Origin of the sequence: Minwuia sp. IMCC3009, assembly GCF_029909415.1 — a bacterium.
Classification (GTDB): Bacteria; Pseudomonadota; Alphaproteobacteria; order Minwuiales; family Minwuiaceae; genus Minwuia.
Genome location: NZ_CP123781.1, coordinates 3,271,757 through 3,285,823, shown reverse-complemented (window position 1 = coordinate 3,285,823; position 14,067 = coordinate 3,271,757). Strand labels below are relative to the sequence as shown.

Annotated in this window: 14 protein-coding genes; 8 read left to right on the top strand and 6 right to left on the bottom strand. The window is 65.9% G+C overall.

All coding sequences use genetic code 11. From position 1 onward, the window contains the following. Positions 1 to 110 precede the first annotated feature (110 nt). The 3 genes from QGV55_RS15320 (at position 111) to rpsU (ending at position 2,562) form a co-directional block, all read left to right on the top strand. Positions 111 to 881 (top strand): MOSC domain-containing protein, encoded by a 771-nt coding sequence (locus QGV55_RS15320; protein WP_281019783.1) that lies wholly within the window; start codon positions 111 to 113, stop codon positions 879 to 881. Continuing rightward, positions 874 to 2,061, top strand: coding sequence for an acyl-CoA dehydrogenase family protein (locus QGV55_RS15315; RefSeq protein ID WP_281019985.1), 1,188 nt, complete (start codon positions 874 to 876; stop codon positions 2,059 to 2,061). Before QGV55_RS15320 ends, QGV55_RS15315 begins: the two co-directional genes overlap by 8 nt. A gap of 297 nt (positions 2,062 to 2,358) precedes the next feature. Next, a complete protein-coding gene (rpsU, locus tag QGV55_RS15310; RefSeq protein ID WP_109794465.1) occupies positions 2,359 to 2,562 on the top strand; it encodes a 30S ribosomal protein S21 in 204 nt (67 codons plus the stop codon). A 229-nt stretch (positions 2,563 to 2,791) separates the two neighbouring features. On the opposite strand, the gene QGV55_RS15305 is transcribed toward rpsU, so the two are convergent. Further along, entirely contained in the window at positions 2,792 to 3,862 is a 1,071-nt protein-coding gene (locus QGV55_RS15305; RefSeq protein ID WP_281019785.1) for an MBL fold metallo-hydrolase, read from the bottom strand. A 142-nt stretch (positions 3,863 to 4,004) separates the two neighbouring features. On the opposite strand from QGV55_RS15305, the gene QGV55_RS15300 reads away from it, so the two are divergent. Genes QGV55_RS15300 through QGV55_RS15290 form a run of 3 tightly spaced genes read left to right on the top strand, consistent with a single transcriptional unit; the run spans position 4,005 to position 6,322 of the window. Continuing rightward, complete coding sequence (locus QGV55_RS15300) at positions 4,005 to 4,298, top strand: cupin domain-containing protein (protein WP_281019786.1); 294 nt, start codon at positions 4,005 to 4,007, stop codon at positions 4,296 to 4,298. A 9-nt stretch (positions 4,299 to 4,307) separates the two neighbouring features. Next, entirely contained in the window at positions 4,308 to 5,507 is a 1,200-nt protein-coding gene (locus tag QGV55_RS15295; RefSeq protein WP_281019860.1) for an MFS transporter, read from the top strand. A 26-nt stretch (positions 5,508 to 5,533) separates the two neighbouring features. After that, positions 5,534 to 6,322 carry an enoyl-CoA hydratase/isomerase family protein gene (locus QGV55_RS15290; protein ID WP_281019787.1) on the top strand — a complete coding sequence of 263 codons (789 nt, stop codon included), beginning with the start codon at positions 5,534 to 5,536 and terminating at the stop codon, positions 6,320 to 6,322. Between the two features lie 159 nt (positions 6,323 to 6,481). Here the strand turns inward: QGV55_RS15290 and QGV55_RS15285 are convergent, their stop codons facing one another. Together QGV55_RS15285 and QGV55_RS15280 are read right to left on the bottom strand one after the other, a co-directional pair. Further along, positions 6,482 to 6,853 carry a zf-HC2 domain-containing protein gene (locus tag QGV55_RS15285; RefSeq protein WP_281019788.1) on the bottom strand — a complete coding sequence of 124 codons (372 nt, stop codon included), beginning with the start codon at positions 6,851 to 6,853 and terminating at the stop codon, positions 6,482 to 6,484. Then, the gene (locus QGV55_RS15280) at positions 6,850 to 7,500 is read right to left on the bottom strand and encodes a sigma-70 family RNA polymerase sigma factor (protein ID WP_281019789.1); all 651 of its coding nucleotides are present in this window, start codon (positions 7,498 to 7,500) and stop codon (positions 6,850 to 6,852) included. Before QGV55_RS15280 ends, QGV55_RS15285 begins: the two co-directional genes overlap by 4 nt. A 182-nt stretch (positions 7,501 to 7,682) precedes the next feature. Between QGV55_RS15280 and QGV55_RS15275 the strand changes: the two genes are divergently transcribed. Further along, positions 7,683 to 9,878: an FAD-dependent oxidoreductase gene (locus QGV55_RS15275; RefSeq protein WP_281019790.1), complete on the top strand. Its 2,196-nt coding sequence runs from the start codon at positions 7,683 to 7,685 to the stop codon at positions 9,876 to 9,878. A 52-nt stretch (positions 9,879 to 9,930) separates the two neighbouring features. Continuing rightward, complete coding sequence (locus tag QGV55_RS15270) at positions 9,931 to 10,449, top strand: L-2-amino-thiazoline-4-carboxylic acid hydrolase (RefSeq protein ID WP_281019791.1); 519 nt, start codon at positions 9,931 to 9,933, stop codon at positions 10,447 to 10,449. 9 nt (positions 10,450 to 10,458) lie between these two features. Here QGV55_RS15270 and QGV55_RS15265 read toward each other — a convergent pair whose 3' ends face one another. The 3 genes from QGV55_RS15265 to QGV55_RS15255 form a co-directional block, all read right to left on the bottom strand. Beyond that, complete coding sequence (locus QGV55_RS15265; RefSeq protein ID WP_281019792.1) at positions 10,459 to 12,759, bottom strand: xanthine dehydrogenase family protein molybdopterin-binding subunit; 2,301 nt, start codon at positions 12,757 to 12,759, stop codon at positions 10,459 to 10,461. A gap of 11 nt (positions 12,760 to 12,770) precedes the next feature. Then, complete coding sequence (locus tag QGV55_RS15260) at positions 12,771 to 13,220, bottom strand: (2Fe-2S)-binding protein (protein ID WP_281019793.1); 450 nt, start codon at positions 13,218 to 13,220, stop codon at positions 12,771 to 12,773. Positions 13,221 to 13,289: 69 nt separating this feature from the next. Continuing rightward, complete coding sequence (locus QGV55_RS15255) at positions 13,290 to 13,967, bottom strand: TetR family transcriptional regulator (RefSeq protein WP_281019794.1); 678 nt, start codon at positions 13,965 to 13,967, stop codon at positions 13,290 to 13,292. Positions 13,968 to 14,067: the final 100 nt, after the last annotated feature.

The window sequence follows — 14,067 nt, the reverse complement described above, 5'->3', positions numbered from 1 at the left end:
TTATTGTGCAACGCTTGCGCAAGACAGCGGCAAGCCAGATTTCGCATTCAATTGGCTTGTCCGTGTGCCAGCCACTTGATCCGTGGGGTGGGTCGGGACACTCTCCCGCCATGACACGCATCACCAGACTCTGCCGCTATCCGGTCAAGGGCCTTGCCGCCGATGACCTGACCGCCATCGACCTGACCGCAGGCCAGCCCATTCCGTTCGACCGCAAGTGGGCGATCGCGCATGGCTCGACCACCTTCGATCCTGCTGATCCGAAGCATCTGCCCAAGACCAGCTATCTGCAACTGATGCAGCATGAGCGGCTGGCGACGCTGGATGCGCAGTTCGATGATGCCGAACAGACACTGACCCTGCTGCGGGACGGCAGGCAGGTGGCGCGGGGCAACCTGTCCCTGCCTATCGGACGCAGCCTGGTCGAGCAGTTCCTGTCTGCCTGGGCGAAGGAGGAACTGCGTGGCGCGCCGCGCATCGTCACCGCGCCCGGCGCGGAACTGAGTGATGTCGGCCTGCCGGTGCTGTCCCTGATCAACCTGAACAGCGTGCGCGATATCGAGCGGGTGGCCCGCAAGCCGGTCGATCCGATGCGGTTTCGCGGCAACATCTACGTCGACGACATGCCCGCCTGGGCCGAGTTCGATCTGGTCGGCAAGGCCGTGAGTGCCGGCGGCGCGCGGCTTCAGGGCCTGGCACGGATCGACCGGTGCGGCGCGACGAACGTGAACCCGGAAACGGCGGAGCGTGACATGCAGATCCCGAAAGTGCTGCAGTCGGGCTTCGGCCATGTCGACTGTGGTATCTATCTGTCGGTTACGGGAGATGGCCGCATCGCGGTCGGAGATTCGCTTGGGGAGGGCGATGATGGAAATGGGTGACAATCTGTCGGGGGCGCAGGCCTTCGACCTCAGTCCGGAACAGGTTGAGATCCTGGACACGGCGGATCGCTATGGCCGGGAACAGCTCGCGCCGCTGGCGTCGCGGATGGATGACGAGGAATGGTGGCCGGACAAGGAATTCCGGGCACTGGGCCAGATGGGCTATCTGGGGGTCACGGCACCGTCGGAATTCGGCGGGGCGGAACTGGACGTCTTCGGTTCCGGTCTGGTGCTGCAGGCCTTCAGCCGCTGGAACCCGGCGCTGGGGCTGGCCTGGGTGGCGCATGACAATCTCTGCATGAACAACATCCTGCGCAACGGCAATGACGACATCCGCAAGCGCTACATCCCCGGTCTGGTGGACGGCAGCCTGGTCGGCGCGCTCGGCCTGACGGAGCCGGGGGCAGGGTCGGATGCGCTGGGATCCATGGCCACCACCGCCCGGCGCGACGGCGACGACTATGTGCTGAACGGGCGCAAGCTCTACATCACCAACGGCCCCATCGCCGACGTGCTGCTGGTCTACGCCAAGACGGACCGCGACCGCGGCGCCAAGGGCATTTCCGCCTTCGTGGTGGAGAAGGACTTTCCCGGTTTCAGCGTGGCGCAGAAGCTCAACAAGATGGGTTTCCGAGGCAGCCAGACCGGTGAACTGGTGTTCGACGACTGTCGTGTCCCCGCTGCCAACATGGTTGGGGAGGAGAATCGCGGCCACGTCGTTGTCATGTCCGGGCTGGATCTGGAACGGGCGATGATCTCCCCCATCTGCCTCGGCATCTCGGAGCGCGCGCTGGAGCTTTCCGTCGAATATGCGCGGGAGCGCAAGCAGTTCGGCAAGCCCATCGCCAGCTTCCAGATGGTGCAGTCGCACGTCGCCGACATGTACACCTATGTGGAGGCCATTCGCCTGTTCACCTATCGCGGCCTCTCCGCCGTGAACAACCTGGTGGAGGGCGAGGGCGGGCGCGGCGACGTGCACAAGCTCAGCGCCGCCTCCGTGATGTTCACCGCCAACATGATGAACCGGGTGCTCGACCTGGCGGTGCAGGTCCATGGCGGCATCGGCTACATCTGGGAAAGCGAGATCAACCGGCTCTACCGGCACACCAAGCTGCTCGAGATCGGCGCGGGCACGACCGAGGTCCGCAAGATGATCATCGCCGAGGAAGTACTGAAGTAGGGGCGCTGCGCCTGGGATCTCTTTGGTCCCCCGGCCAGCCCTCTCCCCCTCCCGACCACCCATCAGGATACTCGCGTGGGTGGTCGGGAGGGGGAGAGGGCTGGCCGGGGTCAGCACATGAACCGCGAGAGGCCAGGCCGGGGACCACGAACGACTCGGCCACATACACCTTGGCCTGCCGGAATGACCATGTTATAGACCCCGCGACTGGCGAACGCGGGTTCGCCGGACCGGTATCTATTTCTCTGGTCATGCCCGTTGGGGGTCGGCCATTGCTGAAGACGAAAGAGGAACGCCTTGGAAGTCAGCGTACGCGACAACAATGTGGACCAGGCACTGAAGGTCCTGAAGAAGAAGATGCAGCGGGAAGGCATCTTCCGTGAGATGAAGCTTCGTAACTATTACGAGAAGCCGTCCCAGCGCCGGGCGCGGGAGAAGGCCGAAGCGGTGCGTCGTGCCCGCAAGCTGGCCCGCAAGCGCGCGCAGCGCGACGGGCTCTGATCACACCCTGACGGGAACGCGATCGCACAGGACGACCCGGTGGCCCCGCCGCCGGGCGTTTTTGTGTGTCTGGAGCAGATCGCCGGCCGGGTGAAAGGCTGGTTCTCCATTGCGTCGGTCAATCGACCGATCAGGGAAACCGACCCGCAGTCCGTTCCTGCGACCGCCCATGCGATCCTGACGACAGATCCAACCCTGTCGGCGCCGCCTGCAGTGGCTCGACGCCGAGTTACGCCGCCTGCGCCTCCAGGCCGATGGAGCGGTAGCGGTAGACGCCGTCGTCGCCGATCTTGCGTTCCATGCGGCCCTGGCCGATCAGCATGTGGATGTGGCTGATCCCCTCCGACATCGCCAGGCCCATGTCGTCCGGGCCGAGCTTGCGCAGGAACATGGTGGGCAGCAGTTCCTGCACCGATGACCATTCGCCGGCACCTTTCCAGAGCGATTTCAGGCGGGCGCGGTGGTGGTCCTGCAGATAGTTGATCCGGGCGTGCAGGCTGCGGAACGGATCGCCATGCGCGGGCAGGATCAGCACGTCATCGGGCAGCGGGCGGAAGACGTCGAGGGTTTCGAGATAGAGTTTCAGCGGGTTGGCGTCCGGTTCCGCGGGATAGACGCCGATGTGCGGCGTGATGCGCGGCAGGATCTGGTCGCCGGAGATCAGCACGTTGAGATCCTCGCACCAGAGCGAGGCATGTTCCGGTGAGTGGCCGCGTCCGATCAGCACCTGCCAGTCATGGTCGCCGATACGCACCTTCTGATCCTGGTACAGCCTGCGGAAACTGCGCGGGATCGGCGTCATCATCTTGGCGACGCGGTTGTAGCCGCGCTCCCGCAGTGCCTCCAGCATCTCCTCGCTGTAGCCGATGCGACGATAGTGCTCGATCACGTCCTCCGGCACCCGCTCCGCCACGTCCAGCGCCATGGTGCGCCCGAAGGCCCATTCGCCGAGCGTCATCCAGAGCTGGCAGCCCCAGCGTTCCGTCAGCCAGCCCGCCTGCCCCACGTGGTCGGTATGGAAGTGGGTGCAGAGGATGCGGGTGATGGGCTGCCCCTCCAGGTGCTTCTCGAAGATCTCCTCCCACCAGGCCATGATCTTGCGGCTCTTCAGCCCGGTATCGACCATCGCCCAGCCGGCGCCGTCACGGATCAGCCAGAGGTTGATGTAGTCCAGACCGGGGATCGGGATCGCCATGCGGACCCACAGCACCCCGGGCGCCACTTCCATGACCTCTGCCCCCTCGGGGCGCTGGTCACCAAAGGGATAGTCGAGCTCGGGCCGTGCCGGGAAAGCGTCCACCGGGAATCTCCGCCAATGCAGCTGATGTCTGATCTGTCGTCTGAATCTCCCGGAGGGCTCGGCAAACGTCAACCTGTTGTGCAACACTGTCGGCGCGCACCGGCCATGCCGGTCCCTGTCCCCACAGCCGGAGTTGATGCCCGTGAGTGATACCGAACGCCCCCTTGCGACTGGCACGAAGCAGCTTGAGACGGATCGAGTCGTGGTGACGGAATGGAGTTTTCCACCCGGCGGCCATACGGGCTGGCATCGCCACGAGATGGACTATGTCGTGGTGCCCGTGACCACCGGTGACCTAACCATCGAGACCTCGGACGGCCTGTCGAAGGCACCGCTGCAGACCGGCGTGTCCTACACCCGCGAGGCCGGGGTGGAGCACGACGTCATCAACGACAACGACTTTGCGTTCCGCTTCATCGAAGTCGAGCTGAAGTAAGCCGTCTTGATGCTCAAGACCGGCCCGATGCCGGTCCTGCTTGTCACCATCGCGATCGACATGCTGGGCTTTGGCCTGATCATCCCGCTGCTGCCGTTCTACGCCACGGACTTCGGGGCAGGTCCGGCGCTAGTGGCGCTGCTGTTCGCCACATATTCGCTGGGTCAGCTGGTAGGCACGCCGCTGCTGGGCCGGCTTTCCGACAGGATCGGGCGACGTCCGATCATTCTTACCTGTCTGGGTGTCAACGTCATCGCCTACCTCGGGTTCGGACTGGCCGACAGTCTACTGACCCTGTTCGTCGCCCGTGTCATCGGTGGCATGGCGGCGGGCAAGATCGCGGTGGCGCAGGCCTATGCGGCAGACATCAGTTCCGGGTCGGGCCGGACAGGGGCCATGGGGCTGACGGGTGCGGCCTTCGGCTTCGGCTTCGCCTTTGGTCCTGCACTGGGCGGCCTCATCCTGGGAGCGGATCCGAGTCCGGCGGAGTATGGCATGCCCGCGTTCGTTGCGGCCGGGCTGAGCCTGCTGGCGCTGGTCTGGGGCCTGTTCGCGCTACCCGAGAGCCTGCCGCGTGAGAGCCGGGACAGCGAGGATCGTGTCCCATTCCGGCAGCGGCTGCAGATTGTCCGGTCGCGACCGGAGCTGCTCGGGATGGTCGTCATCTTCTTCGCGATCAGTTTCACCTTCAGCCAGGTGGAGGCGACCTTTCCGCTGTGGACCGCTGTCAACCTGGGCTGGGGACCGCTGCAGGTCGGTTATACCTTCACCTACATCGGCATCCTGATCATCATCTGTCAGGGGTTTCTGGTGGGGCGCATTGCACCGATGGTCGGAAACTTCAGACTGCTGGTCGCGGCGCTGTGCAGCCTGACCGTCGCGCTGACGGCGATCATCCTGGCGGTGGATGCGGTGACGCTTCTGATCTCTGTGACCTTCATGTGTCTCGGCATGGCCTTTTCTTCCCCCACCCAGTCTGCCATTGCCAGCAATCTGGTGCCCGCGACCCGCGTCGGCGCGTTCCTCGGCCTGTGCCACGGGGCATCGTCGCTTGGACGGGTTCTTGGCCCGGCATGGGGTGGGCCGATCTTTGAAACGCTCGGGCCGGACTGGCCTTATCTGATCGGTGGCGGCATCATGGCACTGACACTGTTGCTGACACTGAAACTGCGCGGGGTATTGCGCCCCGGCGACGGTGATCCGGCCTGAACAACTATCCTGGGGAGGACAGACAGATGAACGAAGACATGCGCTATGAGGTCAGGAACGGGGTTGCGTGGGTGACCCTGAACCGGCCCGAGGCCCTGAACGCCATGAACCAGAACATTCTGGACGGCTACACGCAGGTGGTGCGCAAGGTGGAGGCGGATCCGGAGGTCAAGGTGCTGGTCTTCACCGGATCCGGGCGGGCGTTCTCCGCCGGTGCCGATCTGAAGTATGTCCTCAGCTTCATGGGGCAGGGCGACCCGGAGAAGGTCCGGACCTTCATGCGCCAGGCCTACGAGGCCTTTGCGGTTGTCGGCGAATGCGAGAAGCCGACCATCGCCGCCGTGAACGGCATCACCGCCGCGGGCGGGATCGAGCTGCTGCTGGCCTGTGATCTGGCCTTTGCCGTGGAAAGCGCGAAGATCGGTGACGGACACATCAATTTCGGCATGCTGCCCGGTGGCGGCAGTTCCATCCGCCTGCCGCGCAAGATCAGCGAGACCCGCGCCAAGTACCTGCTGCTGACCGGGGAACTTCTGCCCGCCCGGACGCTGCTCGAATGGGGCCTGCTGAATGACGTGGTGCCGGACGATGAACTGATCCCGACAGTGGAACGGGTTGCGGCCCGCATTGCGGAGAAGAGCCCGCTGGCGACGCGCCTGATGAAACAGATGGTGGATCAGGGCCTCGACATGCCCCTCGACCGCGCGCTGCGCACCGAGATGGAAGTCTGGGAAGGCTATGGCCGTTCCGCCGATGTGGTGGAGGGGCTGACCGCGTTCAGCGAGAAGCGCAAACCGGCCTATACGGGCAGGTAGGATTTCGTCTGCGTGCTGACCGTGCCGCCCCTCTGGAGAGGATTCTGTCGGTAGACCGTGCCGCCCCTCTCCCCCACCCGGCCACCCAGGGGAGTATCCTGAATGGGGGGCCGGGTGGGGGAGAGGGGCGGCACGGCCCACGAACAGTCCGGCCAGCCTTCAGCCTTCGCCCTGTTCCTTCGCCCGCATGGCGCTGAGGACGGCGCCAACCAGTTCCGACGGAACCTCCTCGGGCAGGGGACCGGTTTCGGTCTCGAACAGCCGCTGGCCCAGTTCGATGCTGCGGACATAGCCCTGGTAGCTGGCACGGCAGAGCCCGCACATGGCCAGATGGCGTTCGAAACGCTTCCGGGATGGTTCCGGCAGGGTGCCTTCGTGGTAGTCCATCAGGAAACTCTCGAAGGTCTGGCAGTTGATCAGTCCCGGATAGTACCGGAACATCAGACCGACCATCCGGTGACGCCAGCCATGCCGTTCCTGCGCGTGGCCGCGCGCCAGCCGAAGCAGGATGGCGAGCAATGGGTCGTTCATAGCTGTCCCCCCGCGATCAGGGGTTCCAGGTGCTTGCGCAGCGCCGACCGGGCGCGGTGGATGCGCACCTTTGCCGTGCCCTGCGTGATCTCCAGCTTCTCCGCGACTTCGCTGATGCTCAGCTCCTCGATATCGCGCAGCAGCAGCACGGTGCGGTGGCTCTCCGGCAGCGCCTGAATGGCGCTGGTAACCGCCGCGCGGGCATCGGCCCGTTGCAGGATGGTCTCGGCGCTGTCGTCACTCACCACCAGGCTGTCATTCAGGATGCCACTGTCATCGAAGGTCGGCATCAGGTCGTCGATGGAAACTTCCTGCCTGCGCCCGCGCCGCCGCAACTGCTCCAGGGCGCAGTTGACGGCAATGCGGTGCAGCCACGAACTGACGCTGGATCGCCCCTCGAAGCCGTCGAATGCATTGACGGCCCGGATCAGGGCATCCTGCGCGCAGTCCATGGCCTCATCATGGTTCTCGACGTAACGCATCGCGACACCGGCCATGCGCGCCAGCGCCGCCCGGATGACCTGTTCCTCATCCATGTCGCAAGTGGCGCCAAGTGCTGCCGCGAGGCTGCCGACACGCCGGGCCGTGCCGACGGGGTCATCTGCCTTTGCGAGGCAGAGCAGCAATAGGGAACTTGTCCAGCGCATGTGGTGTTCTGGCCCAGGTGGGGAGCATGGCGTAGCATCCTGCGACGGCTGGATTCTGTCAAACGGCACTTCTGGCGGACTTTCGTGACCCTGTTGCAACGGCTGGTGTGTAACCGAACCTGTCTCTGTGACGTCTGAAGGGAGACAAAGGTTACAGAACCCCCGCAGCAGGAGGCCGCGCCATGGCTGAACTCGATTTCGTGCCCGTAGCAAGAGCGCCTGCCTGGCTGGCGCCGGTCCATCGCCGGATCGCACGGATCCAGGATGTGCTGGGCAACATCGGCTGGCCCGTGCTCGAGCTGGTGCTGCGCATCTGGATCGGCCAGACGTTCCTGCTTTCCGGCCTGGTCAAACTCGCGAACTGGGACAGCGCGGTCTTCCTCGCAACCCATGAATATCCGGTCTCCTGGCTGGCACCCTGGCTCGCGGCACTGCTGGGGGCGGCCATCGAGATCGTGGGTGGCGGGGCGCTGATGCTGGGATTGGCAACGCGGCTGGTGGCGCTGCCGATGGCCATCCTCAGTCTGGTGATCCAGTCCGTCTATCTGGAACTGAACGTCCACATCTTCTGGGCGCTGTTCCTGGGCTGGTACGTGGTGGCAGGGGCCGGTCCGATCGCGCTCGACCGCCTTCTGGGGCGCGGCTTTGCGACCCTGCCGCTGCCGCTGGTCGGAACCTTCCACCGGTTCTGGCAGTGGTCGGACAGGTTCCTCGCACCACTCTGGCTCGTGCTGTTCAGGGCCTGGATCGCCTGGATATTCTTCGCCTCCGGTCTGACCAAGATCGATGACTTCGGGAACACCATCCTGCTGTTCCAGTACGAATATGCGGTGCCGCTGATCCCGCCTGCGCTCGCGGCCTGGCTGGCGACGTTCTTCGAGCTGGCAGCCCCGGTGGCGATCCTGCTGGGTCTCTTCTGCCGCCTCGCGACCCTGCCCCTGATCGCGATGACCCTGGTGATCCAGTTCACCTATCTTGATCATGCGGATCACTTCTGGTGGCTGGCGATCCTGGGCCTGATTGCGCTGCGCGGGCCGGGACCACTGGCGCTCGATACCCTGTTGCAGCGGTTGCTGGTGGCACGCTACCCCGCCGCGCTGAAGCCTGCCCGCTGGGATGATGGTGAACTGCCGCATGTGGTGGTCGTGGGCGCGGGCTTCGGTGGTGTCGCCGCCGTGCAGGGACTGAAGCACAGCCCCTGCCGGATCACCCTGATCGACCGTCGCAACTATCACCTGTTCCAGCCGCTGCTGTATCAGGTTGCAACGGCCGGACTGTCCCCCGCCGACATCGCCAGCCCGATCCGGGAGATCTTCCGCGACCAGCCCAATGTGCGGGTCCTGATGGGGCGGGTGACCGATGTGGACACGGCAGGGCGCCAGGTCCTGATCGGCGGGACGGCCATTGGCTACGACCATCTGGTCATCGCCACCGGGGCGCGCCATGCCTATTTCGGCAAGGACGGGTGGGAACAGTTCGCTCCGGGTCTGAAGAAGATCCCGGACGCGACAGAGATCCGGGGCCGGATCCTGGGCGCCTTCGAGGCGGCAGAGGAGTGCATGGACCCGACCGAACGCGCCGCCTGGATGACCTTCGTTGTCGTCGGCGGCGGCCCGACCGGCGTCGAGTTGGCCGGGGCGATTGCCGAACTGGCGCATCACGGCATGCGCGGGGAGTTCCGCAATGCCGACCCCGCCAACGCGCGCGTCATCCTGGTGCAGAGTGCGGATCGCCTGCTGCCGCCGTTCCCGCCGGAGCTTTCCCGCCGCACCAGGGAATCGCTGGAAAGGCTCGGCGTCGAGGTGCGTCTGGGCAGCCGGGTCACCGGGATCGATGCGGAGGGTGTGACGGTGGGGGAGGAGCGGATTGCCGCGCGCACGGCGCTCTGGGCTGCGGGGGTCATGGCCTCCCCTGCGGCGCGCTGGCTGGGGGCGGAAGCGGACCGTGCCGGGCGGGTGAAGGTGGACGCGAACCTGTGCGTGCCCGGACATCCGGAACTGTTCGTCGTCGGCGATACGGCTGCCAGTGATGGCTGGGACGGTCAGCCGGTGCCTGGCCTGGCCCCCGCCGCAAAGCAGGGTGGCGCCCATGTGGCCAGGGTCATCAACGCCCGCCTGACGCGGGCGAAGGCCCCTGGCGCCTTCCGCTATCGCCATGCCGGGAATCTGGCCACCATCGGCCGGGCCTCTGCAGTGGCGGACCTGGGACGGCTGAGGATCTCCGGACCTGTTGCCTGGTGGTTCTGGGGCGTGGTCCACGTGATGTTCCTGACCTCGAAGCGCGATCAGCTCTCCGTGGCGCTGGAATGGGCCTGGGCGTACCTGACCTTCCGCCGCTCGACGCGTCTGATCGACGACCGGCATGCCCCCGACAGTTGATTGACGCCGCCGCCGCCCCGACAATGCAGGCTCATGGCAAGGGGAGGCGGAGATGAGTGACGAGAATGGCAAGACGGAAATGCCCGATACGCTGACACAGCGCATCGGGGTGCTGGCCCGGCGGGAGACGGAGGCGCGGGTCGTCGCGCCGGTGGTCGAGGCGCTGGCCGACGCCTTCGGGCGGGAGGAAGTGCTGTCCATCGTGCGCGACACCATCGTGAAGATCGCGCAGGAACAGGGGGGCGAACTTGCGGAGGCCATGGGCGGCAACGATTCCGCCACCTTCATGGAGTCGATGAAGTACTGGCGGCAGGACGGCGCGCTGGAAATCGACGTGCTGGACCAGTCCGACACGGCGCTGAACTTCAACGTCACCCGCTGCCGCTATGCGGAGATGTACCGCGCGCTCGGCATCCCGGAACTTGGCGCGATCCTGTCGTGCAATCGCGACTATGCGCTGATGGAAGGCTTCAACCCGGATGCGGAACTGACCCGCACCCAGACCATCCTGTCAGGGGCCAGTCACTGCGACTTCCGGTTCCGGTTCGGTCCCGAGGGCGGCAACGACTGACGCGCCGCCTCAGCTTCCCGTCGTGGTCCAGTCATGGCGGGACAGGGGCAGCTCGCGGGCGCGCTGGCCGGTCAGGGCGAACAGGGCATTGGTGACGGCGGGTGCAATGGGCGGTGTGCCGGGTTCGCCGGCACCGCCCGGCGCCTCCGTCGAGGCAATGATCTCCGTCTCGATGGTCGGCATGGTGGAGAGGCGGATCATTTCGTAGTCCGGGAAGTTGGACTGCTGCGGTGCGCCGTCCGCGAAGGTGATTTCGCCATAGAGCGCGGCGGTCAGGCCGTAGACGATGCCGCCCTGCATCTGGGCGACGATGGTGTCGGGGTTGATGACGATGCCCGCATCGACCGCGCACCAGACCCGGTGAACCCGGGGCTGACCGTCGTCCAGCGAGACCTCCGCTACCTGGGCAACGATGCTGCCGAAGCTCTCGTGCAGGGCGATGCCCCGCGCGCGGCCTGCCGGTGCGCCGGCTTCCCAGTCGGCCATCCGTGCCACGGTCTGCAGCACCCTGGCGTACCTGGGGCTGTCTGCCAGCAGATGCATGCGATAGGCGTAGGGGTCCTTGCCTGCGGCATGGGCCAGTTCGTCGATCACGGCCTCCGAATAGAAGGCATTCTGGGAATGGCCGACGGAGCGCCAGAAGCCGATCCGCACCGGCACGCGTGACAGGATGTGTTCCACCCGCATGTTGGGAATGGCATAGGGCAGCCATGCGGCGCCATCGACCGTGGTCCGGTCGGGTCCGGAATCGGAGCCGAAGGGAATGTAGCGCATGGTCGCCTGGCCGGAGGTTGAGGGGCCGACAAGCTTGTTGGCCCAGGCAACGGGATAGCCTTCGCCGTCGGTGGTGACACGGAAATGCGCCAGGGTCGCCGGGCGATAGGTGTCCTGACGGATGTCTTCCTCCCGCGACCAGACCACCTGCACGCCGCGTCCGGGCACGGCCATGGCGCAGGCGACGGCCTGGCGGATGAAGTCCGGCTCCCCACGACGCCCGAAACCGCCACCCAGATAGGTCACGTTGATGGTCACCCTGTCCTCGTCCATGTCGGCCTGGCCGGCCGCGATCCAGCGGCTGACGGACGGTGCCTGGGTCGGCGCCCAGACTTCCAGCCTGTCGCCGTCCATGCGCGCGGTACAGTTCATCGGTTCCATCGGCGCGTGGGCCAGGAACGGCGTGCGGTAGGTCATCTCCAGCACGTTGCTGCCCGCGGCCTCCAGCATCTCGACCGCTTCGCCGTCATCCTGATAGCCGAAGCCATCTTCGGAAAGCGCGGCCTCGTAGCTGTCGAACAGCGCGTCGGTGGAGAAATCGGGCGTCTCGCCCAGGTCGTACTCGATATCCAGTGCGTCGATGGCCTGCTTCGCCCGCCAGGTGCTGTCGGCAATGACGGCAACGCCGCCGGGAACAGCCACGGTCTTTACGACGCCGGGCATCCGCTGCACCTGCGCCGGGTCGAAGCGTGTCACGCTTGCGCCCACCACAGGTGGATGTTTCACCGCCGCGAACAGCATGTCCGGCAGGCGGACGTCGATGCCGAAGGTCGCGGTGCCATCGACCTTGGCGGGAATGTCCAGCCGCTGCTTCGGTTGGCCGATGATGCGGAACTGCGAGGGCGCGCGCAGGGGCGGGACCTCGGCCAGTTTCACGCCGGCCGCGTCGGCGGCAAGCTCGCCATAGCCGATACGCCTGCCCGACGCCGGGTCCACGACTTCGCCGCGTTCGGTCTTCAGGCTGGCCACAGGGGTGCCGAGGCGCGTTGCCGCCGCCTGTTTCAGCATCTCCCGGGCCATGGCGCCGGCTTCCCGCATCGGCTGCCACCCGGCACGCACACTGGTCGAACCGCCGGTGGCCTGGACCGCGATCACGCCGGACAGCCAGCGTCCGGTGGCGCGGGCCTGACGGGCAATGAAGCTCTCGTCGTGCGGGCCGAAGGGAAAGCCTTCCGGCAGCATGACGTCATTGACGTAGATCCTGTCGACCTTCGCGTCGATGATCTCGACCCGGTCGAAGTCGGCGTCCAGTTCCTCCGCCAGGATCATCGGCAGGGCGGTGTGGATGCCCTGGCCCATCTCGCTGCGGGGCACGGCAATGGTGACCGTTCCGTCGCGGGCGATCTTCACCCAGGCATTCAGCGCGGCCTCGTCCGCGCCGGGGTCCAGCAGCGTGGCGGGATCGGTGGGGGCGCCGCCGCCCAGCAGCTGCCAGCCGACGAACAGGCCGCCTGCGGCCACGGTGCTGCCGATCAGGAAACGGCGGCGGGCGCGGCTCTTCGGCTTGCCTTCGGTGCTCTTCCTGTTGCGTGCCATGCTGACCTCCCTCAGGCGCGTGCGGCGCGATGGATCGCGCTGCGAATGCGGCTGTAGGTGCCACAGCGGCAGATGTTGGTGATGGCATCGTCGATGTCGGCGTCGGTGGGGGACGGGTTCTCGGCCAGCAGCGCGGTGACGGCCATGATCATGCCCGACTGGCAGTACCCACACTGCGGTACCTGTTCATCGATCCAGGCCTGCTGCACACGGTGGCGGGTTCCGCCGTCCGTGATGCCTTCGATTGTCGTGACACTTGCCCCCGCCACGGCCTCCACGGGCAGGACGCAGGTCCGCGTTGCCACCCCATCCACATGCACGGTGCAGGCACCACAGGCGGCAACGCCGCATCCGAACTTCGTGCCGGTCTGTCCGAGGGTATCGCGAATGACCCAGAGCAGGGGCGTATCCGGTTCCACATCAACGGAAACCGTCTCGCCGTTGAGAACGAAGTCGATCATGCGCAGCCTCCCGATCCGCAGGGTTCAGAAGTCCCCCTGAACAAGCTTCAGGATATAAATGACCCGTGGTCAGTTATCAAGGGCGCCGCTGAGAATCGCCGTCATTCCGCCGGTCAGCGCATGCTCGAAATCCGGCTTCAGATTGCTGAATTCCGGGCGCTCCAGAATGGCGCGCGCGGACTTCGGCGGTTCTGCCAGTTGCCAGAGACCGACGATCAGGGCGTAGAGCTGAAGCAGCAGGGTCGGCCCGTCGCCGGGTTTCACACCGGGAAACCGGTCCTCCACCATGCCGCCCAGTTCGACCAGCCCGCCTGCGGTCACCTGCTTGAAGGCCAGTACGGCGTCCTCCGCCACATTGCGTTCCAGGGTGCCGTGGCACTGCACCGCCAGACGCAGCATGTTGCGCCGTTGTGCCAGGTCCCGGACAAGTGACTTCGAGACGGCGGCGGCACCGGAACGCACCAGTGCCTCGTCCTGCATGATGCCCGTCAGGGCCTGAAACCAGCCGCCGAGCTCCTGCGTCAGCAGAGCCAGGAACATCTCCTCCTTGGCGCGGAAGTAGAGATAGACGGTGCCCTTGGCCAGTCCGGCGCGGCGGGCGACCTGATCGACCGACGGCAGTTCACCCCCGGTCTCATCGAACAGTTCCCCCGCTGCGGCAAGGATGGTCTGTCGACGCGCGGCCTTGTCGGCGGCGCCCCTTGCGCGGCGTGGCGCTGTTCCAGAATGTATCGCTGTATCCGGCATCTGTATCCTGTTTCGGGCGTGATCGTATCCGCCCGGCGAACACGCAACTGCTGACCTACAGTCAGAAACAGCCGTCACCCTGTCAAGGGGCCAGCCCGGC